Source organism: Streptomyces lienomycini (assembly GCF_027947595.1).
Classification (GTDB): domain Bacteria; phylum Actinomycetota; class Actinomycetes; order Streptomycetales; family Streptomycetaceae; genus Streptomyces; species Streptomyces lienomycini.
In genome coordinates, this window is the sequence record NZ_CP116257.1 from 2000037 (window position 1) to 2018549 (window position 18513).

Annotated in this window: 20 protein-coding genes; 11 read left to right on the plus strand and 9 right to left on the minus strand. The window is 70.9% G+C overall.

The annotated features are described in order from the left end of the window. The first annotated feature begins 37 nt into the window (after positions 1-37). Positions 38-1180 (plus strand): ferritin-like domain-containing protein, encoded by a 1143-nt coding sequence (locus tag BJ961_RS09225; protein WP_271320817.1) that lies wholly within the window; start codon positions 38-40, stop codon positions 1178-1180. Between the two features lie 22 nt (positions 1181-1202). Then, positions 1203-1694: a hypothetical protein gene (locus BJ961_RS09230; RefSeq protein WP_271320818.1), complete on the plus strand. Its 492-nt coding sequence runs from the start codon at positions 1203-1205 to the stop codon at positions 1692-1694. Positions 1695-1728: 34 nt separating this feature from the next. On the opposite strand, the gene BJ961_RS09235 is transcribed toward BJ961_RS09230, so the two are convergent. Beyond that, positions 1729-1995, minus strand: coding sequence for a GlsB/YeaQ/YmgE family stress response membrane protein (locus tag BJ961_RS09235; RefSeq protein WP_271320819.1), 267 nt, complete (start codon positions 1993-1995; stop codon positions 1729-1731). Between the two features lie 149 nt (positions 1996-2144). Here BJ961_RS09235 and BJ961_RS09240 point away from each other — a divergent pair, with 149 nt between their 5' ends. From BJ961_RS09240 to BJ961_RS09250, 3 genes are all read left to right on the plus strand, one after another. After that, positions 2145-2531, plus strand: coding sequence for a BlaI/MecI/CopY family transcriptional regulator (locus tag BJ961_RS09240; protein WP_271320820.1), 387 nt, complete (start codon positions 2145-2147; stop codon positions 2529-2531). A gap of 6 nt (positions 2532-2537) precedes the next feature. Continuing rightward, complete coding sequence (locus BJ961_RS09245; RefSeq protein WP_271320821.1) at positions 2538-3470, plus strand: M56 family metallopeptidase; 933 nt, start codon at positions 2538-2540, stop codon at positions 3468-3470. A gap of 118 nt (positions 3471-3588) precedes the next feature. Continuing rightward, positions 3589-4965, plus strand: a complete 1377-nt coding sequence (locus BJ961_RS09250; protein ID WP_456300676.1) for an LCP family protein — start codon at positions 3589-3591, stop codon at positions 4963-4965. 12 nt (positions 4966-4977) lie between these two features. On the opposite strand, the gene BJ961_RS09255 is transcribed toward BJ961_RS09250, so the two are convergent. Then, entirely contained in the window at positions 4978-5964 is a 987-nt protein-coding gene (locus BJ961_RS09255; RefSeq protein WP_271320823.1) for a sporulation protein, read from the minus strand. 98 nt (positions 5965-6062) lie between these two features. Further along, entirely contained in the window at positions 6063-6281 is a 219-nt protein-coding gene (locus tag BJ961_RS09260) for a hypothetical protein (protein WP_271320824.1), read from the minus strand. Positions 6282-6663: 382 nt separating this feature from the next. Here BJ961_RS09260 and BJ961_RS09265 point away from each other — a divergent pair, with 382 nt between their 5' ends. The 4 genes from BJ961_RS09265 (at position 6664) to BJ961_RS09285 (ending at position 10843) form a co-directional block, all read left to right on the plus strand. Continuing rightward, entirely contained in the window at positions 6664-8001 is a 1338-nt protein-coding gene (locus BJ961_RS09265) for a hemolysin family protein (protein ID WP_271320825.1), read from the plus strand. Then, positions 7998-9017, plus strand: a complete 1020-nt coding sequence (locus tag BJ961_RS09270; RefSeq protein ID WP_271320826.1) for a hemolysin family protein — start codon at positions 7998-8000, stop codon at positions 9015-9017. Before BJ961_RS09265 ends, BJ961_RS09270 begins: the two co-directional genes overlap by 4 nt. A 427-nt stretch (positions 9018-9444) precedes the next feature. After that, positions 9445-10209, plus strand: a complete 765-nt coding sequence (locus tag BJ961_RS09280) for a helix-turn-helix domain-containing protein (protein ID WP_333782078.1) — start codon at positions 9445-9447, stop codon at positions 10207-10209. Positions 10210-10357: 148 nt separating this feature from the next. After that, positions 10358-10843: a rhodanese-like domain-containing protein gene (locus tag BJ961_RS09285; protein ID WP_271320827.1), complete on the plus strand. Its 486-nt coding sequence runs from the start codon at positions 10358-10360 to the stop codon at positions 10841-10843. Positions 10844-10916: 73 nt separating this feature from the next. Here the strand turns inward: BJ961_RS09285 and manD are convergent, their stop codons facing one another. The 4 genes from manD to BJ961_RS09305 are packed head-to-tail and all read right to left on the minus strand — an operon-like array spanning position 10917 to position 15178. Continuing rightward, positions 10917-12131, minus strand: a complete 1215-nt coding sequence (gene manD / locus BJ961_RS09290) for a D-mannonate dehydratase ManD (protein WP_271320828.1) — start codon at positions 12129-12131, stop codon at positions 10917-10919. A 46-nt stretch (positions 12132-12177) separates the two neighbouring features. Beyond that, positions 12178-13047 (minus strand): carbohydrate ABC transporter permease, encoded by an 870-nt coding sequence (locus BJ961_RS09295; RefSeq protein ID WP_271320829.1) that lies wholly within the window; start codon positions 13045-13047, stop codon positions 12178-12180. After that, entirely contained in the window at positions 13044-14003 is a 960-nt protein-coding gene (locus BJ961_RS09300) for a carbohydrate ABC transporter permease (RefSeq protein ID WP_271320830.1), read from the minus strand. Before BJ961_RS09300 ends, BJ961_RS09295 begins: the two co-directional genes overlap by 4 nt. Beyond that, on the minus strand, positions 14003-15178 hold the full coding sequence (locus tag BJ961_RS09305) for an ABC transporter substrate-binding protein (RefSeq protein ID WP_271320831.1): 1176 nt from the start codon (positions 15176-15178) through the stop codon (positions 14003-14005). The genes BJ961_RS09300 and BJ961_RS09305 overlap by 1 nt, the downstream gene beginning before the upstream one ends. Here BJ961_RS09305 and BJ961_RS09310 point away from each other — a divergent pair. Then, the gene (locus BJ961_RS09310) at positions 15177-15401 is read left to right on the plus strand and encodes a hypothetical protein (protein ID WP_271320832.1); all 225 of its coding nucleotides are present in this window, start codon (positions 15177-15179) and stop codon (positions 15399-15401) included. The genes BJ961_RS09305 and BJ961_RS09310 overlap by 2 nt on opposite strands. Before the next feature lie 134 nt (positions 15402-15535). On the opposite strand, the gene BJ961_RS09315 is transcribed toward BJ961_RS09310, so the two are convergent. Further along, entirely contained in the window at positions 15536-16363 is an 828-nt protein-coding gene (locus tag BJ961_RS09315; protein ID WP_271320833.1) for a FadR/GntR family transcriptional regulator, read from the minus strand. Between the two features lie 99 nt (positions 16364-16462). Next, positions 16463-17320, minus strand: a complete 858-nt coding sequence (locus BJ961_RS09320) for an SDR family NAD(P)-dependent oxidoreductase (protein WP_271320834.1) — start codon at positions 17318-17320, stop codon at positions 16463-16465. Positions 17321-17602: 282 nt separating this feature from the next. Here BJ961_RS09320 and BJ961_RS09325 point away from each other — a divergent pair, with 282 nt between their 5' ends. Then, positions 17603-18481 (plus strand): helix-turn-helix transcriptional regulator, encoded by an 879-nt coding sequence (locus BJ961_RS09325; protein ID WP_271320835.1) that lies wholly within the window; start codon positions 17603-17605, stop codon positions 18479-18481. Positions 18482-18513: the final 32 nt, after the last annotated feature.

Consider the following 18513-nt stretch of genomic DNA (forward strand, 5'->3'; position numbering starts at 1 on the left):
CCATCGCCCATCGCCCGCCACCCGTGATTGGGGGAACATGTCCGTTCCGGAATCAGAGTCTGCTCAGGGCTCCACCATCCAGACCATCGACGAGCTGCGCGAATACCTCTACAAGGGGCTCCAGCTGGAGCATGCGACGCTCCCGCCCTACCTGACCGCGCTCTACTCGCTGCATCCGGGAAAGAACTCGGACGCCTGGCATGTCATCAGGGTCGTGGCAGTCGAGGAGATGCTGCACCTCACCCTGGTCGCGAACGTCCTGAACGCCGTGGGCGGAACGCCGGACCTCACCAAGCCGGGTTTCGTGCCGAATTATCCGACGCGCCTGCCGTGCGGCCCCGATTACTTCGAGGTGCATCTCCGGCCGTTCTCGCCCGAGGCTCTCGACACGTTCCTGAAGATCGAGAAGCCCGCGCAGGCGGGCTCCGAGGAAGACAGGTTCGTACCGGTGGACTGGGCGGCCCTTGGCCTGGCGTCCGACGGCGCGACGCCGCCACCGGAGAAACTGGCGGAACTCGAGGAGTCCGGGACAGTCCTCGGCCTCGTCCCCGGAGAACCCACCCAGCGTTTCCTGAGCATCGGTGAGTTCTACGAAGAGATCATGCGGGGCATCAACCAGCTGGAGGACCAGGCCCGTAAGGCAGGGACGACGATTTTCACCGGCGATCCCGCTCGCCAGGTGACTCCCGAGTACTTCTACTCCGGTGGCGGCGATGTCATCAAGGTGACCGGCCGCGACACCGCGGTCGCCGCGCTCACCCTCGTCGCGGAGCAGGGCGAAGGGCTGTATGGCGGCATTTTCGACAGCCAGGACGAACTCGCGCACTACTACAGGTTCCAGCAGCTGGAAATGGAGAGGTACTACCAGAAGGGCGATCATCCGGGCGAGCCTTCCGGCCCGGATCTGAACGTCGACTGGGACGCCGTCTATCCGGTGAAGCCGGACATCAAGCTGGCAGACCTCGTGGCGGACCCGGAAATCCTGGCGGCGGCCGATGAATTCAACCAGTTCTACGCCACGTTCCTGACCAGTATCAATCTGGCCTACAACGGTCAGCCCGACCTTCTGCTCAAGGCGGTCTGGGAGATGTTCCGCATGCGCGACAGCATGAACCGACTCGTCCGCAACCCGCTCACGGGGCATCCAGGGGCGAACGCCGGCCCGACATTCGAGCTCTAAGACCGTCGAAGGAGGCGGGATCGTGACGCAAGGGACGAACGCAGAAGAGAAGCTGCGTGATTTCGTGAAGTTCTCGGCCACTGTGACCGGGTTCAGCGAGTTCGACCTGTGGGGAACCGGTCAGGCGGAGGCGTACTACAGGACGGCCGTGGAGCAGGAAGGGCCGGATGCGATCCAGCAGGCGATGGCTTCCGATCCCTCCGGTGTTCCCGCCGACCCGGTGGTGAAGAGCATCATCAAGCTCTGGTACGTCGGCGTCTGGTACGGCCCGGAACTGGCGGGACGGGTGGATGTGGCGGCGTGGACGGCGCCCGGGCGGAGCGGGGCGAAGCCCGCCGTCCCGGATGACAGCCAGCCCGAGGGAAGCCAGTTCGTCGTCTCCCCCGACGCCTACACCGAGGGGCTGCTGTGGCGGGCGATCGGTGCCCACCCGGCCGGCGCGAAGGCGCCGGGTTACGGGTCGTGGGCCAACCCGCCCGTGTTCGAGGACGGCCAGGAGGGGGAAGTGCGATGACCGGCACTGCCCCCACCGGCACCCGCCGGCCCCGCTAGTCCCGGGAGTTGCCGAACAGCAGGCGGTAGCCGATCAGGAGGACGAGGGCGCCCACGATGGCGGAGCCCCAGGTCGCCGCGTCGAAGAACTCCCGCTGGACCGGTCGGTCCAGGAACTCGGAGGACAGCCAGCCGCCCAGGAAGGCGCCGGCTATGCCGATCACCGTCGTGCCGACGCAACCGCCCGGGTCCCGGCCGGGCAGGAGCAACTTGGCGATGCCTCCGGCGATGAGTCCCAGTAGCAGCCAGGCGATGATGCTCATCTCTCCGGCGCTCCTTTCCACTGCTCTTCTCGTGACGGTACGGACCCGGACAGCCTATCTTCTACAGTTGTGTAGAGGATGTGGTTCCCGGCTGGGCGTCTATACGATGTCCGCCCGGGAAGGTGCGGCGGGCGGAAGGGAGACAGGACGTGGCGGACGGCCGACGTCCCCGGCGGCGGGGGCAGGGTGAACTGGAGGCGCTGGTGCTGTCGGCGCTGCGGGAGACCGGTGCTCCGGCGACGGCCGGCCGGGTGCACGAGCGGCTCGGCGAGGATCTCGCCTATACGACGGTCATCACGATCCTGACCCGGCTGCTGGACAAGGGCGTGGTCACCCGTGAGCGGGCGGGCCGCTCCTTCACCTGGAAGCCGGTCGCCGACGAGGCGGGTCTGGCGGCGCGCAGGATGCGCAAGGTCCTGGACGCCGAGAACGACAGGGAAGCGGTGCTGACCAGCTTCCTCACGGCTCTGGACCCGGCCGACGAACTGCTGCTGCGCGAGCTGCTGGCCCACCCCCGCGGCGAGGGGGGAGACTGACGCCTCATGGGTGTCTTCGTCTTCCTCCCCCTGGTCCTGCCTCTGACGGCATGGCCGATCGCCCGCCTCGCCGAACACCATCTGCACCCGCGGACCGCGACCAGGATGCTCACCGCTCTGGCCGTCGCGATGGCGCTGTGCAGCACGGTGTGCCTGGCGCTGGTCATGGTGGTCGGCACGGCGCAGCTGCCGGGCAACCCGCTGCCCGACGGCTGGTCCGATCCGGAGGTGCGGGCGGCGGTGCCGTACGACGAGGTGGCCGGCAAGACGGCGATTCCCGCGCTGGGCGCGGTGCTGCTGGCCTGCGGCCGGGTGCTGTGGCGGCACGGCCGGGTACGCCGCCGCTCCCACCGCGCGCTGGTCGGACTGCCGGACACGGCGGTGGCCGTCCTGCCGGACGACGTCCCCTACGCGTACGCCCTCCCCGGTGGGCGACGTGACCGGGTCGTGGTGACCACCGCCCTGCTGGGCTGCCTGGAGTCGGCGGAGCGCCGGGCGCTGTTCGCCCACGAGCGGGCGCACCTCGCCCACCGTCATCATCGGTTCCTGCTGGCCGTACAGCTCGCCTCGCGCGCCAACCCGTTCCTGCGGCCGCTGCGCACCACCGTGACGTACGCCGCGGAGCGGTGGGCGGACGAGGAGGCGGCCCGGACGGTGAAGAGCCGCCGGGTCGTGGCGCAGGCGATCGGGAAGGCCGCGCTGGTGTCACGCGGAGTTCCGGTGCCGACGCTGGCCGGCATGGCGGCGCCGGGCCCGGTGCCTCGCCGGGTGGCCGCGTTGCTCGGCCCCGCCCCGGTGACGCGCGGTTGGTCGTCGGTGTCGACTTCGGTGGGCTGGGCGGCGTGGGCCGCCGCGGCGGGGACCGCCGTGTCGGCGACGGCTTCGGCGAACTCCGCCGTGACCATGTACTTCATCCTGAACTCCGCGACACCCCTCTGATCGCCGGACCGATCGGCCAGACGTTCCCGCCAAGTTCTACATACCTGTAGAGCTAACTTCTACAAGTATGTAGAGTTCACCTGTTCGAGGGACGGACTGGGCGGAGGAACGGGCCTCAGTGAGTGGCAACGGAAAACGGCGGGCTTCGTTGGGCGGGCCGGCCAGGCTGACCAGGCGGGGCAGGATCCTGCTGTGGTGTGCCGGGGTGTGCTCCGTGCTGGTCCTGGGCGCCGCCGGGGCCGGTGCGTGGGTCTACCACGACCTGGACGACAACATCCACGCCGCCGACGTCGACAACAAGCTCGGGGGCGAGCGACCCGAGAAGGTCAGCCCCGGTTCGAAGAACATCCTGGTCGTGGGCTCGGACAGCCGGGACGGCGACAACGCCCAGTACGGCAAGGGCCTGACCACCATGCAGTCCGACACGCTGATGGTGCTGCACATACCCGCGAACCGGGAGTGGGCCACGGTCGTGTCGTTCCCGCGCGATTCCTGGGTGGAGATATCCGCCTGCGACAAGGGGAACGGCGTGACCTCCACACCGCACCACGCCAAGATCAACGAGGCGTTCGCGACCGGCGGCACCAGCGGCGAGGTGGCCGGTGCCGCCGCCTGCACCATCAAGACGGTGGAAGCCAGCACCGGACTGCGCATCGACCACTTCATGTCCGTCGACTTCCAGGGCTTCAAGGGCATGGTCAACGCACTCGACGGCATAGAGGTCTGCCCCGAGGACGCCATCCATGACGAGAAGGCCCACCTGGACCTGGAGGCCGGCTGCCAGACCGTCAAGGACGAGGAGGCGCTCGGGTACGTACGCGCCCGCTACAGCATCGGGGACGGTTCGGACGTCGGACGGATCGGCAGGCAGCAGGAGTTCATGGAGGCACTGGCCGCCAAGGCCCAGTCCAAGCTGACCAGCCCCGGCGCCCTCTACGGCTTCTTGCAGTCGGCCACCAAGTCGCTGACCACGGACCAGGACCTGGCCGGCATCAAACCGCTCTCCGGCCTCGCGTCCGAGCTCAAGGGCATTCCGAGCGACCGGCTCACCTTCCTCACGGTGCCGAACTACCCGCGCGAGGCCGACGTGGCCAGTGACAAGGCCAACGTGGTGTGGCAGTACCCGCAGGCCGCCGAGGTGTTCACCGCGCTGGCCGAGGACCGGGAGATCGACAAGGAGCGCGTGGAGGCGGACGCGAAGGACCCGCTCCACGCCTCCGCCGTCCGCGTGCGGGTCCTCAACGGCACCGGGGTGTCCGGGCGGGCCGCCGCCGTCGCCGAGAAGCTGCGCGAGGCGGGCTTCACCGTCGTCGGCACGGGCAACGCGCCGAAGAGCGGCAGCAGTACGGTGACACACCCGCCCGGCCTGGAACGGCAGGCGGACGTTCTCGCGTCCAGAGCGAGCGGCGTACGGGCCGAACAGGACGCAGAGGCCGCCTCGGGCATGGTGACCTTCGTGGTCGGAACCGACCTCGATCCCGCACGCATCCGCTGAGCGTGCGGGGCCTCAGCCCTCGTCCTCCTCCTCGTCGTCGCCTTCGAAGAAGTCGCCGACCTCGTCCACGACTTCCGCGGCGACCATGCCGCCGACCACGCCGACCGCGAGGCCGGCCGCTCCGGCCGCCACGGCCGTGCCCACACCGGGGCCCGAGCGATGGTGGTCGTCGTGGTGTCCGTGATCGGTGTACGGGGCGCCGTGTCCGTACGCGGCCGGGGCCCCGTACGTCGAGTGGTGCTCGACGAGCTGCCGGATCCAGCCGTCCACCTCGGCCGCCCAGTCGCGGACGTCGTGGTGGCCGACGGTGAAGCGGGTGACGGCGTCGTGGCCGGAGGTGAGGAGCCCGCCGCGCTTGTCCGCCTCCAGGACCACGTCGATCCCGCCGGGTCCGGCCAGGAAGGTCAGCTCGACCTCGTTGAGCCGGTGGGCGTACTGAGGAGCGGGGACGAGTTCGATCTCCTGGTAGAACGGCAGCTGCTGGCCCGTCCCTGCGATGCGCCCGTACTCCAGGTCGGCCGACCTGAAGCCGAAACCGACCTGTCCGAAGGCTTCCAGGACGGCCTCCTGGACGGGCAGGGCCGTGACGGTGAGCTGGTCCAGGTCGCCCTTGTCCCTGGCGCCGGCGACCGCCAGTTCGGTGCGCACGCCGAGCACGATGCCCAGGTGCTGTCCGTACAGCTCGGTGATCGGCGTCTCCCACGGCAGCGTGACGCGGAAGGGTACCCCGCGCTCTTCCTCCGCCCCGAGTCGGAAGCCGCCGCCGACGGTGAACCGGTCGAAGACGACGACGCCCTCGCTCTCCCCGTCCTCGTGCTCCGCCTCGACCCGGGCCACGAGTTCGAGGGTGATGTGCTCGACGTCGAAGTCGGCCTGCCCGCCCCGCAGGCGAACCTCGCCGGCGAGCATGCCGCCGGGCAGGACGGGAGCCGGATCGAGCACCGTGTCGACCGTGGGGGCGCCCACGCCGAGCGAGCCGAGAAGTCGCTTGAACACCATCGTGGCGTCCACTCCTTACGCGTACTTGTGTTCCATGAGGTGGTGCCGTCCGGCCGGGAAGGTGTGGACGGACGGCACCGGGCCCCTGCCGGGGAGGACTACTTGGCGGCTTCGAGAGCGGCGAGTGCCTGGGCCCAGCGGACGTACTTCAACTCGGCCAGGTCCGCCACCGTCTTGACCCCGAACGCCTCGTCGAGCAGTTCGCCGTCGCGGTCGGAGACGCCCTTCAGTGCCGCGACCGGGGCGGCGAGTATCTCCGGCAGACTCTTGTCCGCCCACGTCTTGTCCAGCACCTTGTCCAGATCGATCGAAGCCATGTGTCGTCTCCAGGGGGTGCGGCCAGGGTCGTCCCCAGGCCTGTTTCTACAAACGAGTAGAAGCATAGAGTTGGTCGGACAGGCAGGGAGCGCGCTCCGGCCGACCGCGTTCGGAAAGGCCGAAAGGTGCTGCTGACCTGGCCAAATGCCACTTGTGAGGAGTCTCGCCCTCGGTGGCGTGCCGGGACGGGCGGGCCGCGGGCCCGACACGGGCCGGCGCGCGGCGGCCGGGAACCCGGTTTCGACCAGAATCGTTCTTCTGTCTGCACTTCTAGTGAGGGAGCCAGAGCTTGTCCGCCAGATCGACGGACCCTTCGGGGTGCGGTCCCCGCCCCTTTCGCCCCGCACCGCCCGAGCACGGATCACGGCGGGGTGGTGTCGGATGAGTGCCGTCGAAGCCTGGCTGGGGGTGCTGGCCGTGTTCGTCCTCACCGCCGGTACCGGCTACTTCGTCGCCCAGGAGTTCGCCTACGTCTCGGCCGACCGGCTGGCCCTCGCCCGTGAGGCGGAGAAGGGGGACAAGAAGGCCGCCCGCGCCCTGAAGGTGCTGGAGCGGCTGTCGTTCATGCTCTCGGGCGCCCAACTCGGCATCACGGTGACCGGTCTGGTGGTCGGCTTCATCGCCGAGCCGTCCGTCTCCGCGCTGCTGCGGCCCGTGCTGTCCGGCATCGGCGTCCCCGACGGCGCCGTCACCGGCATCTCCGTCGTCCTCGCCTTCGTCCTCGCCACGGTCGTGCAGATGGTGCTGGGCGAGCTGGCCCCGAAGAACCTCGCCATCGCCGTCCCGGAACGGCTGGCCAAGGCGCTGTCCGGTTCCACGCTGGGCTACCTGAAGGTGGTCGGCCCGGTCGTCCGGATCTTCGACGGGGCGGCCAACAAGCTGCTGCGCGGGGTCGGCATCGAACCGGTCGAGGAACTGCACCACGGCGCCACCCTGGAGGAGCTGGGCCACCTGATCGGCGAGGCCCACGAACAGGGAGAGCTGCCCCGCGGCACGGCCGAACTGCTCGACCACGCCCTGGAGTTCTCCGAGCGGACCCTGCGCGAGGTGATGGTGCCGCGCGCGGACGCGGTCTTCGTCCGCAAGGACGCCACGGCCGCCGAGGCCATCACCCTCATCGCCGGGCACGGCCACTCCAACTACCCCGTACTCGGCGACCATCCGGACGACGTGGCGGGCGTACTGGGGGTGCGGGAGCTGATGAGGCTGCCCGCCGGGCAGACCACCGCCACCGCGGTCGGGACGGCGGCCCGGCGTCCCCTGCTGCTGCCGGACACCCTGCCGCTGCCGGACGCCGTACGGCGGATGCGCGAGCAGGACGACGAGTTCGCCGTCGTCCTGGACGAGCACGGAGGCGTGGCCGGTGTCGTGACCTACGAGGACATCGCCGAGGAACTGGTGGGAGACATCGCCGACGAGTCGGACACCGTCACCGAGGTGGCCGTCGCGGACGGCGGGGGATGGCTGGTGGACGCCGGGCGCCGCCTGGACGAGGTGGCCGAGGCCACCGGCGTCGAGCTGCCCGAGGAGGACGACTACGAAACCGTGGCCGGGCTCATCGTCGACCGGCTCGGCCGCTTCCCGGCGATCGGGGACCGGCTCACCGTGGAGCTGCGCGGAGGTGGCAGCGCCGTGATCGACGTACGCACCCTCGACCGGCACGTGCCCGAACGGATCCGGATCGAGCGGCCGGCCGAGAAGGCGGAGGAGCAGGCATGAGTTTCCCGACGGCACTCTTCGTCACCGTCCTCCTGCTCGTCGGCAGTGGGTTCTTCGTCGCGGCCGAGTTCGCGCTGGTCGCCGCCAAACGGCACCGCATGGAGAAGGCCGTGGCCGACGGGCGGCGCGGCGCCAGGGCCGCGCTGGCCGGAATGCGGGAGCTCTCGCTGATGCTGGCCGGCGCCCAGCTCGGCATCACCGTGTGCACCCTGGGACTGGGCTCCGTGTCCAAGCCCGCGATCTCCCACGAACTGGACCCGCTGCTGCACAGGCTGGGCCTGCCCGCCGCGCTCAGCTACGGCGTGGCCTTCGCCGTGGCGATGATCGTCGTGGTGTTCCTGCACATGGTCCTCGGCGAGATGGCGCCCAAGTCCTGGGCCATCGCCCACCCCGAGCGCTCCGCGATGCTGCTGGCCCCGCCCTTCCGCGCCGTCGCGACCGCCGTACGGCCGCTGATCCGGGTCCTCAACAGGCTCAGCAACGCCCTGGTCCGCCTCTGCCGGGTCACCCCGCGCGACGAACTGGCCTCCGTCCACAACCGGGAGCAGCTCACCCACCTCGTGGAGGAGTCCGAACGGCTCGGCCTGATCAGCGAGACCGACTCCGACCTGCTGACCCGGTCACTGACCGAGCCCGAGACGCCCGTGCGCGACCTGGTGGTACCGGCCGCCGACATCGTCGCGGTCCACGCCGACGCCGACGCCGAGCACATCCTGAGCGTGGCCGCCGCGCACGACCGCACCCGGCTGCTGGTCCGCCGGGAGGACGCGATCCTCGGCTCGGTGCACGCCCGCGACGTCCTGGTGGCGCGAGCGCGAGGGCGGACGACCGGCGCCCGCGCGCTGGCACGCCCCGTGCCGGAACTGGCGGAGGACGCCACGGTCGCCGAGGCCATCGAGGTCCTGCGCCGGCGCCGGGCGTCGCTCGCCGTGGTCCGCGACGGCGCGGGGCGGCTCACCGGCATCGTGAGCCTGGACGACCTGCTGGCCCGCTACCTCCAGCCACAGTCCGCATAACGGCCCGGATGTGGACGACTCCCGTGTCCGCCGGCGGGCATAGGGCTGCTCCTCGTCGTGGCGCTCGCGACCCGCTGGGGCCGGTACCCGCGGTCCGCCGGGCCGGGCAGGACGGTGTGGGCCGAGTGGGTCCGCACGGCTGGTGCATGACCCCCTGGCCGGATGCCACGGGTCGTTAGTGTTCAGCCATGGCGAAGCGGCACGTGGTGGCGGTACTGGCCTTCGAGGGCATGGCGCCCTTCGAACTGGGCGTCGTGGTGGAGGTCTTCGGCCTGTCGCGGCCGGAACTGGGGGAGCTGCCCTGGTATGAGCTGCGGGTGTGCGCCGAGGAGCCCGGCCGGGATCTGCGGGCGGTCGGCGGGTTCACCCTGCGCGCCGAGTGCGGCCTCGACGCGCTGGCCGCCGCGGACACGGTGATCGTGCGGGGGTGGCCGAGACCGGGGCGGACGTCTCGCCCGCCCTGGTGGACGCGCTGCTGCGGGCCCATGCGCGGGGGGCCCGCCTGGTGTCGATCTGCTCGGGGGCGTTCGCACTGGCCGCGACCGGCCTGCTGGAGGGCCGACGCGCCACCACGCACTGGCGTTACGCCCGCGCGCTCGCCGAACGGCATCCCGGGATCGAGGTCGACCCCGACGTGCTGTACGTCGACAACGGCGACGTCCTCACCAGCGCGGGCAGCGCGGCCGGTATCGACCTGTGCCTCTACCTGGTCCGGGCCGATCACGGTGCCGGCGTGGCCAACGCGGTGGCGCGTCGCTTCGTCGTTCCCCCGCACCGCGAGGGCGGGCAGGCCCAGTTCATCGAGGCGGCGGTGGGAGGCATCGATCCCGAGGGCGACGGCGACGGCGTCATGCGGAGCATGGACTGGGCGCTGCGCCATCTGCGCACACCGTTGTCGGTGCCCGCCCTGGCCGGGGCCGCGTGTATGTCGCAGCGCTCGTACGCGAGGCACTTCACCCGCCGCAACGGCGTGAGCCCCATGCGCTGGGTCATCGCCCAGCGGGTGGCTGCCAGCCTGCCGCTGCTCGAGTCCGGGGAGGGCACCGTGGACGAGGTCGCCGCCGCGGTCGGCTTCGACAGCACCGCGACGTACCGGCACCACTTCGCACGCCGGATGCGGACGACGCCGACGGCCTACCGCAAGACGTTCACCCGCGCCCCCGCGCCTCCCCGCGCGGACGGGGAGCACTGAGACGGCTGGCGGAATCTTGGAAACCTCTGGCATTCATGCCACTCGTGGGGCGGGGTGCGGGGGGCCGAGGATGGATTCGCGCGCCGTGCCGGGGACCCGGCACGGCGCGCGGACTCCCTTCCGACCCGCACGAACAAGAGGTGCCCCCATGTCTGTCACCGCTTCCGCCGAGAACACCGGTGCCGTCCTCGGCGTGCCCGCTGCCGCGCCCGCCGAGGCCGCCGCCCACTATGCCGCCCGGCTCGCCTTCGAGGCGGACGTCTCCGACGTCCACGCCGATCTGGAATCCGGCGAACCGGGGATCGTGGTGGTCGACACCCGTGGCAGCGCCGCCTGGGACCAGGGGCACATCCCGGGCGCCGTGCACATCCCGACCGCGCGGATCGCCGACCTGGCCCCGCGGCTCATCGACCCGGCCCTGACCGTGGTCACCTACTGCTGGGGTCCCGGCTGCAACGGCGCGACCCGCGCGGCGCTGGCCTTCGCCCGCCTCGGCTACCAGGTCAAGGAGATGCTCGGCGGCTTCGAGTACTGGGTACGCGAGGGCTTCGCCCACGACTCCGCCACCGGCGTCCAGCAGCGCCCTGTGGACGACCTGACCGCCCCGCGCGCGGGCGTCTCCTGCGCGTGCTGAAGCGAGGGACGGCGACGGACGGCAGGCCGGCCGACGGCGGCGGAGCGGGCACGGTGGTGCCGACGTCGCGTACTCACCAGTCGTGCACGGTTCCGTCCTGCAGTCGGTTGACCGGCAGGTAGGCCGCTTCGTAGGGGTGGGCGGCCGCGAGGTCCTCGTCCAGTTCCACGCCGATGCCGGGGGCCTCGCCGGGGTGGAGGTGGCCGTCGGTGAACGTGTAGGCGTGCCGGAAGACCTCGTCGGTGAGGGGGGTGTGGCCCGAGTACTCCTGGATCCCGAAGTTGTGCACGGCGAGGTCCAGGTGGAGTGCCGCCGCCATGCCCACCGGGGAGATGTCCTCGGGGCCGTGCACCGCGCTCCGGATCTGGAACTGCGCGGCGAAGTCGAGGAGTTTGCGCAGCGGCGTGACACCGCCGAAGTGGGTGACCGCGGAACGGACGTAGTCGATCAGCTGCTCGCTGATCAGCGTCTGGTAGTCGTGCACCGTGTTGAAGACCTCGCCGACCGCGAGCGGCGTCGTGGTGCCGCGGCGCACCAGGCGCAGGGCCTCCTGGTTCTCGGCCGGCGTGCAGTCCTCCAGCCAGAACGGGCGGTACGGTTCCAGGTCCCTGCCGAGCCGCGCCGCCTGGACGGGGGTGAGCCGGTGGTGCGCGTCGTGGAGCAGCGGCAGCTCGGCGCCGAACTCCGCACGGACCGCCTCGAAGACGGTGGGCGTGTGGCGCAGGTAGGCGTCGGTGTCCCAGTCCTCCACGAGGGGCCGGGCCTGCTGGTGCAGGACGGGCGCACCGCCGTCGTCGGTGCTGTGCACGCCGTACACGGCCTTCAGACCGGGGATGCCCGACTGGACGCGCACCGCCTGGTAGCCCTCGGCGAGCCTGGCGCGTACGGAGTCGAGGAGTTCGGGGATGTCGCGGCCGTTCGCGTGCCCGTAGGCGCGGACGCGCTCACGGCTGGCGCCGCCGAGGAGCTGGTAGAGCGGCAGGCCCGCGGCCTTCGCCTTGATGTCCCACAGCGCCACGTCCACGGCGGCGATCGCGGCCATGGTGACGGGGCCGCGCCGCCAGTAGGCCCCCCGGTACAGGTACTGCCAGGTGTCCTCGATCCGGTGCGGGTCGCGGCCGGTGAGCAGAGGAACGACGTGGTCGGTCAGATAGCTGACGACGGCGAGTTCCCGGCCGTTGAGGGTGGCGTCGCCGAGGCCGGTGAGGCCGTCGTCGGTCGTCAGCTTCAGCGTGACGAAGTTGCGGCCCGGGCTGGTGACGACGACCTTCGCGTCGACGATCTTCATACGTGTGCTCTTTCCGGTGCGGTGGCGTAGGGCGGGCTGGGCTTGCTCAGCCCTTGGTGGCGCCTGCGGTGAGGCCCGCCACCAGGTACTTCTGGCCGATGACGGCGGCGATGACGACGGGGACGGTGATGAGGGTGGCGGCGGCCATGAGACCGCCCCAGTCCGTGCTCGCGTACGAGATGAAGTTGAAGAGGGTCACGGGCACCGTCTGGGTGCGGTCGTCGGCGAAGACCAGCGCGAACATGAAGTTGTTCCAGCTGAAGACGAACGCGAGGAGCGAGGCGGTCGCGGTGCCGGGCGCGGCCAGGGGCAGCGAGACGCGCCAGAAGGCGCCGAACGCGCTCAGGCCGTCGGTGCGGGCGGCCTCTTCGAGTTCGACCGGGAGACCCGCGAAGAAACTGATCATCACCCACATGATCAGCGGCACGGAGACGAACATGTGGCTGAGCACGAGGACCGTGTAGGAGCCGACGAGTCCCATCTGCGCGAACAGGTAGTACCAGGGCACGAGCAGGGAGATCGCGGGCACGATGCGGGCGACGAGGATCAGTGAGCCGGTGCGGTGCATACCGAACCGGCCCACGGCCCACGCGGCGGGGACGGCGATGACGGCGGACAGCACCGTGGACACCACCCCGACCAGCAGGGAGTTGCCCAGGGAGCGCACGATCTGCCCGGCCTCGACGATGCTGCGGAAGTTGTCGAGGGTGGGCCTGAACCAGAGCCCCACGCTCGGGTCGGTCACCTGCACGTTGGTCTTGAACGCGGCGGCGAACATCCACACCAGCGGCAGCGCGAAGACGAGGGTGACCAGGGCGATGGCCGTGCCGCGAAGCCAGGTCCACCTCCCGCGCCCGCGCCCCCGGGCGGCGGGCGTGAGCGGCGGCCGGGCCGCAGGGGTGACGGTGGCGCTCATCCGTTCTTCCTTCCGCCGCGGCGGCGCAGCAGGACCACGACACCGATGATGAACAACGTGAACAGCACCAGGACGGCGGCGGCCAGGCCGTACTCCTGGTAGTCGAAGGTGAGCCCGTAGGCGTAGACGTTGAGCGTCTCCACCTCGAAGTCGGAGCCCCCGCCCGCGCCCTTGGTGGCGTACAGGATGTCGAAGGTCTTGAGCGCGTCGACGGCGCGCAGGACCAGAGCCGTGGCGAGGGTGGGGCCGAGCATCGGCAGGATCACGTGGCGGAAGCGCTGCCAGGCGTTGGCGCCGTCGACGAGCGCGGCTTCCTCGGGCTCCTCGGGGAGGGTGGTCAGCCCCGCGAGCAGGAGCAGCGTCATCATCGGGGTCCACTGCCACACGTCGATGAGCATCAGCACCGGCAGCGACTGGCTCACCGAGCCGAGGAACTCCTGGCGGGGCAGCCCGACGCCGGCGAGCAGATGGTTGGCGATGCCGTTGGTGGGATCGAGGATCAGCAGCCACAGGACGCCGATCGCGACGGGGGTGGCGAGCAGCGGGATGATCAGGACGGTGCGCACCAGACGCATGCAGCGGAACGGCTTGCGCATGAGCATCGCGAGCGCGAGCCCCAGCACCGTCTCCAGGACCACGGCGCCGACGGTGAAGACCAGGGTGCGGCGTGCGGCGGGCCAGAACCGGCGGGTGTCGCCCAGCGCGTCGAGGAAGTTCCGCAGACCGATGTGGCGCTTGTCCGCGTTCACCGCCCCGAACGCGTCGGTCAGACTGAGGTCGAGGGTGAAGGCCAGCGGGAAGACGATCATCAGGCCGACGAAGAGCAGCGCCGGGGCGAGCATCGCCCATTTGAGGCGCCGGTTGGCCTGTTCGAAGGTGCGCGGCGGTCGGCCGCGGCGGGCGTCCGGGCGTCCCTGGGCGCCGACCTGTGCGGGGGAGACCTCGGTGGTGGCCATCAGGACTCCTTGTGGCGGTTGTCGCGGACGAGGAAATCGGCGAACTCCGCGTCGGCGTCGCGCGCGACGGGCCGTACGGACTCGCCGAGAATCCCCGCGACCAGTGGACGCCCGACGATGTCCCGGGCCCGGCCGACCTGGAGGACCCGAGGCCGGTCGTAGCCGAGCCCGCGTTCGGCGTTGACCCGCATCGACTCGGCGAGGTCTGCCGGGAAGGACGCGAGAGTGCGCGGGTCGGCCCAGACGGAGCTGCGGGCGCCGGGGATGCCGTCCGACTGGAGGGCGGCGGACATGGCGGGTCCCGCGGCCCACCTGATGAACTCCCACGCCTCGTCGCGCAGCAGGGAGAACTTGTTGATGCCGAGGCTCCAGGACGGGATGTTGTGCGGCTTGGCGCCGGCCGGGCCCGCGGGGAAGGGTGCGAAGCCGACGGACTCCCGTACGCCCTGGGTGGCGACCTTCGGATCGAGGAAGCTGCTGTAGATCGCGTCGGCGTCGATGTAGAAGGCGGCCTTGCCCTGCGCGAAGATCGGCATGGCCTGTTCGAGGCTCATGTTGGTGGCGCCGGGCGGGCCGGCCCGGCCGAGCAGATCGCCGTAGTACTCGTAGGCGGCCAGGGCCTGGCGGCTGCCGATGCCCGAGGTGCCGTCGACGAGGAAGTCGCCGCCGTGCGAGTACAGGAAGCTGGACCACTGGGAGACGGCGCCGCTGCGCTGGCCCCGGCCGACGTACCCGTAGAACCCCTTCTTCCCGTCCGTGAGTTCCAGTGCGCCGGACATCAGCGCGTCCAGGGTGCGTGGCGGGCCGTCGACGAGGTCCTTGCGGTAGTACAGCGTGGGGCGTTCGGTCACCACCGGGACGCTCAGCACCCTGCCGGCCGTCACGGAAGCCTCGCGCGGTGCCTTCTGGAAGTCCGCCCAGGCGAACTCCCGGTCGCCCTCGACCCGGTCGGTGAGGTCGGCCAGCCAGTCGTTGTGTGCGAAGAGCAGCTGCTCCTGGAGGGCGCGGACCATCATGACGTCCACGTCGGTGCCGGAGGCGTTGAGCTTGACGTTGTAACTGCTCGACAGCTGGTCCGCGGTGAGCAGGGTCATCGAGACCCGGCGCCCGGTCTTCTCCTCGAACTCCTTCGTCCGTCGCTTGATCGCCTGCGACCACACGTGGTTGATCGCCATGATCCGCAACGGGCTGTCGGCCGAGGCGCTGCCGCCCTGCGGCGAACAGGCGCTCACCACGCCCGCGGCGGCCGTCGCGGCGGTCCCCGCGGCCAGCCTGTTGAAGGAGCGCCTGCTCAACAGCCGACTGCTCGTGGACATCGTCGTCCTCGTCTCTGTGGAGGGTGTCTCTATGGGCCCCGGCGGGTGTCTGCGCCTCCCGGACCACTGGTCCAACTGGTAGGACCAGTTTGCTGACGGGACCGTAACAGGAGGTCGGCGCTTCCGAACAGCCCTTGAGGGAAAGATCCGCACAACGGAACGATCACGCGGCCGGGCCCGGGGCGGCCCGGCCGGTCCGGTCGAGGCGGGAGGAGGCTACGTGACCGCTCTGCCGCTGCCCGCCCGCCGGGCCTCCGCCTGCCCCAGCAGGGTCTCGATGTGGTTGCGCGCCATGATGTCCACCTGGACGTCGAGGTCCGCCCCGTAGGTACGCAGGCCGAGCATGAGGTGCTCCCGCATCCGCGTCGCCGCGAGGTCCTCGTCGCCCGCCTCGATCGCCTCGAAGATCTCCGGGTGGTGCGGTACTCCGGGCTCCCCGATCGAGGGGTCCGAGTTGGAGCGCAGCATCATCTCGAACATCATCCCGCTGATCGACGACAGCATGATCCGCAGCACGGGATTCTTGCTCGCCACCGCGATCGCGTCGTGGAACTCCATGTCGGCCTGCGCCTTGACCACGACGTCCGTGGCCGACTCCAGGGCCTCGCACGCGCGTCGCATCACGGCGATGTCGTCGTCCGTGGCCCGCCCGGTCGCCAGCCGGACCATCTCGACCTCCAACGGAAGCCGCGCCTCGATGAGTTGACGGACCGTCGGGCGACCGGCGCGATAGAGCGAGTCGTACTCCCTGGCCTGCCCCGAACCCTGCTCCCGGACGAAGGAACCACGCCCCGGCGCGACCTCGATGAGGCGTTGCGCCTCCAGCCGCCTCAGCACCTCGCGCACGACATTGCGACTGGAACCGAACTGGGCCGCCAGTTCGCGCTCGGAAGGCAGCTTGGCCCCCACCGCGATCTCACCGGAGCGGATCTCGTGCTCCAACTGGCGCGCGATCCGCTCCGTCAGCAGACCGCGCTCAGCGGGTTCGGTGCGACGACCCGGCTGCGCGGAATCCGACGAGGGAGAGGGAGCGGACGACTGCATGGTCGCAGCGTACAACTGTCCCGACGGCTCGATCGCGCCGCGGGGCAGGAGCTCCCGGACGTCCGGTGGGACGCCGGGACGGCCCGGCGTCCCGGCGGCTCAGCCCTTGGGGAAGTCGGTGGCGGGGGCGGAGGCGGCGGTGGCGTCGAGGTTCGCCCGCAGGGCGTCGACCTTGGCGGTGGCGAAGGCGTGCGCGTCGGAGCCCAGCAGTTGGCGCAGGGGGCCGTCCTCGATTCCGGCGTGCTCGATGATGGCGGCGGCCCCCTTGACCGGGTCGCCGAGCTGGTGGCCCTGGAGCTTGAGGTGATCCTCCACCATGGCCCGCACGGCCGGGTAGTGCTCCGTGGTCTCGCCGGGCAGGACCAGCGAGTCCGAGGTGAGGAAGGAGGTGCGGAAGTAACCGGGCTCGACGACGGTGACCTTGATGCCGAACTCCGCGACCTCGGCGGCGAGCGCCTCGCTCAGCCCCTCGAGCGCGAACTTGCCCGCGCAGTACAGGGCCCAGCCGGGCATCGTGGTCAGGCCCAGGATCGAGGAGACGTTGATGACGCGGCCCGCGCGCTGTTCACGCAGGACCGGCAGCGCCGCGCGCAGCACGTTCCACACCCCGCCGACCTGGACGTCGAGCATGTCCCGTACGGCCGTGGCGCTGGTCTCCTCGACGGCCGCGAGGTAGCCGTAGCCCGCGTTGTTGACGACGACGTCGAGTCGGCCGAATCGCTCGGTGGTCCGGTCGACGGCGCTCCTGACCTCGGCCTCGTCCGTCAGGTCCACGGTCAGTGCGAGGAGCCGGCCGGTGTCGGCGGTGCTGCCCAGCGCGTTCACCAGGCGCTCGGCGGAGCGGGTGGTGGCGGCGACGTTGCTGCCCCGGGCGAGCAGCTGCCGGACCAGCTCCAGCCCGATGCCGCGGGAGGCGCCGGTGACGAACCAGGTGGGGGGAGTGGTGGTGGCAGACATGGGGGTTCCCTCTTCCGTAGATGTCTTGTCCGTAGATGTCTTGAATGCTTCACATGCCGTAGACATCGCTGATGCCGCAGCGCGGTGGAGCCGTAGCCGGCGCGGACGCCGCGACGGGACGCCGGGCCGGGCCGCTGATCCGGCGCTGACTCGATCGTGGACCGCGCGGGAGCGGTTCCGGACGCCAGGGCGGGCCCTGCGCGGCCTATGTCTCGCGGAAGTAGGACCGACAGACCTCCCCTGGGGAGGCCGTCGTCGTTCTCGGCGGGACAGACTGCTCTCATGACCCCCACCAACCGTGAGCTGGCGGACTTCCTCAAGCGCTCCCGCGCCCAGTGCGATCCCGAGCACGCCGGGCTGCCGCCGGACGGGCGGGTCCGGCGCGTGCCCGGCCTGCGGCGGGAGGAAGTCGCCCGCCTGGCGGGTGTGTCCGCCGACTACTACGCCCGCCTCGAACAGGGCCGCTCCGTCAACCCGTCCCCTGCCGTGGTCGAAGCCGTCGGGCAGGCCCTGGGACTGGACGAGGCGGGCCTTGCCCATCTCAGGGACCTCGTCGGCGTCACCGCCACCCGCCCCGCGTCGCGCACACCCGGCGTCCAGCGTCTGCGCCCCGGGCTCCACCGGCTGCTGGATTCCCTGGACACCGCTGTCCCCGCCCTCGTCCTGGGGCGGCAGTCCGCAGTCCTGGGGGCGAACCGGATGGCCAGAGCCCTGTTCGCGGACTTCGACGCCATGCCTGCCGTCGAGCGCAACTACACCCGCTGGCTCTTCCTCGATCAGGACGCGCGCGACCTCTTCGTCGACTGGGACGTCCAGGCCCGCGCCGCGGTGGAGAACCTGCGTCTGGACGCGGTGCGCGAATCGGACCGGCAGGCCACACAGGCGCTCATCACGGAGCTGAGGAAGCGGAGCGACGACTTCGACCGCTGGTGGCAGCAGCACCGCGTGCACCAGCGCACCCATGGTTCCAAGCGGCTCCGGCACCCCCTGGTCGGTGACCTCACCGTGGAGTACGAAACCCTCTCGCTCCCCGGCGACGGCGAGACCACCCTGTTCCTCTACACCGCCGCACCTCGGTCGGCGTCCGCCGAGGCGCTGGGCCTGCTGGCCTCATGGACGCTGGCGGGGCCTTCGCCGGCTCCCAGGCAGCCGCGCGACTGAACCGCGCACACCAGGCGTGACACCCCGGGGCG

Bases quoted from the DNA above. Each gene is read 5' to 3' on its own strand.
- BJ961_RS09305 (WP_271320831.1), bottom strand. From the start codon at position 15,178: ATGGCGATCAACCACGTGTGGTCGCAGGCGATCAAGCGACGGACGAAG.
- BJ961_RS09300 (WP_271320830.1), bottom strand. From the start codon at position 14,003: ATGGCCACCACCGAGGTCTCCCCCGCACAGGTCGGCGCCCAGGGACGC.
- BJ961_RS09265 (WP_271320825.1), top strand. From the start codon at position 6,664: ATGAGTGCCGTCGAAGCCTGGCTGGGGGTGCTGGCCGTGTTCGTCCTC.
- BJ961_RS09320 (WP_271320834.1), bottom strand. From the start codon at position 17,320: ATGTCTGCCACCACCACTCCCCCCACCTGGTTCGTCACCGGCGCCTCC.
- BJ961_RS09295 (WP_271320829.1), bottom strand. From the start codon at position 13,047: ATGAGCGCCACCGTCACCCCTGCGGCCCGGCCGCCGCTCACGCCCGCC.
- manD (WP_271320828.1), bottom strand. From the start codon at position 12,131: ATGAAGATCGTCGACGCGAAGGTCGTCGTCACCAGCCCGGGCCGCAAC.
- BJ961_RS09310 (WP_271320832.1), top strand. From the start codon at position 15,177: ATGATCCGCAACGGGCTGTCGGCCGAGGCGCTGCCGCCCTGCGGCGAA.
- BJ961_RS09285 (WP_271320827.1), top strand. From the start codon at position 10,358: ATGTCTGTCACCGCTTCCGCCGAGAACACCGGTGCCGTCCTCGGCGTG.
- BJ961_RS09235 (WP_271320819.1), bottom strand. From the start codon at position 1,995: ATGAGCATCATCGCCTGGCTGCTACTGGGACTCATCGCCGGAGGCATC.
- BJ961_RS09245 (WP_271320821.1), top strand. From the start codon at position 2,538: ATGGGTGTCTTCGTCTTCCTCCCCCTGGTCCTGCCTCTGACGGCATGG.
- BJ961_RS09270 (WP_271320826.1), top strand. From the start codon at position 7,998: ATGAGTTTCCCGACGGCACTCTTCGTCACCGTCCTCCTGCTCGTCGGC.
- BJ961_RS09225 (WP_271320817.1), top strand. From the start codon at position 38: ATGTCCGTTCCGGAATCAGAGTCTGCTCAGGGCTCCACCATCCAGACC.
- BJ961_RS09325 (WP_271320835.1), top strand. From the start codon at position 17,603: ATGACCCCCACCAACCGTGAGCTGGCGGACTTCCTCAAGCGCTCCCGC.
- BJ961_RS09315 (WP_271320833.1), bottom strand. From the start codon at position 16,363: ATGCAGTCGTCCGCTCCCTCTCCCTCGTCGGATTCCGCGCAGCCGGGT.
- BJ961_RS09255 (WP_271320823.1), bottom strand. From the start codon at position 5,964: ATGGTGTTCAAGCGACTTCTCGGCTCGCTCGGCGTGGGCGCCCCCACG.
- BJ961_RS09260 (WP_271320824.1), bottom strand. From the start codon at position 6,281: ATGGCTTCGATCGATCTGGACAAGGTGCTGGACAAGACGTGGGCGGAC.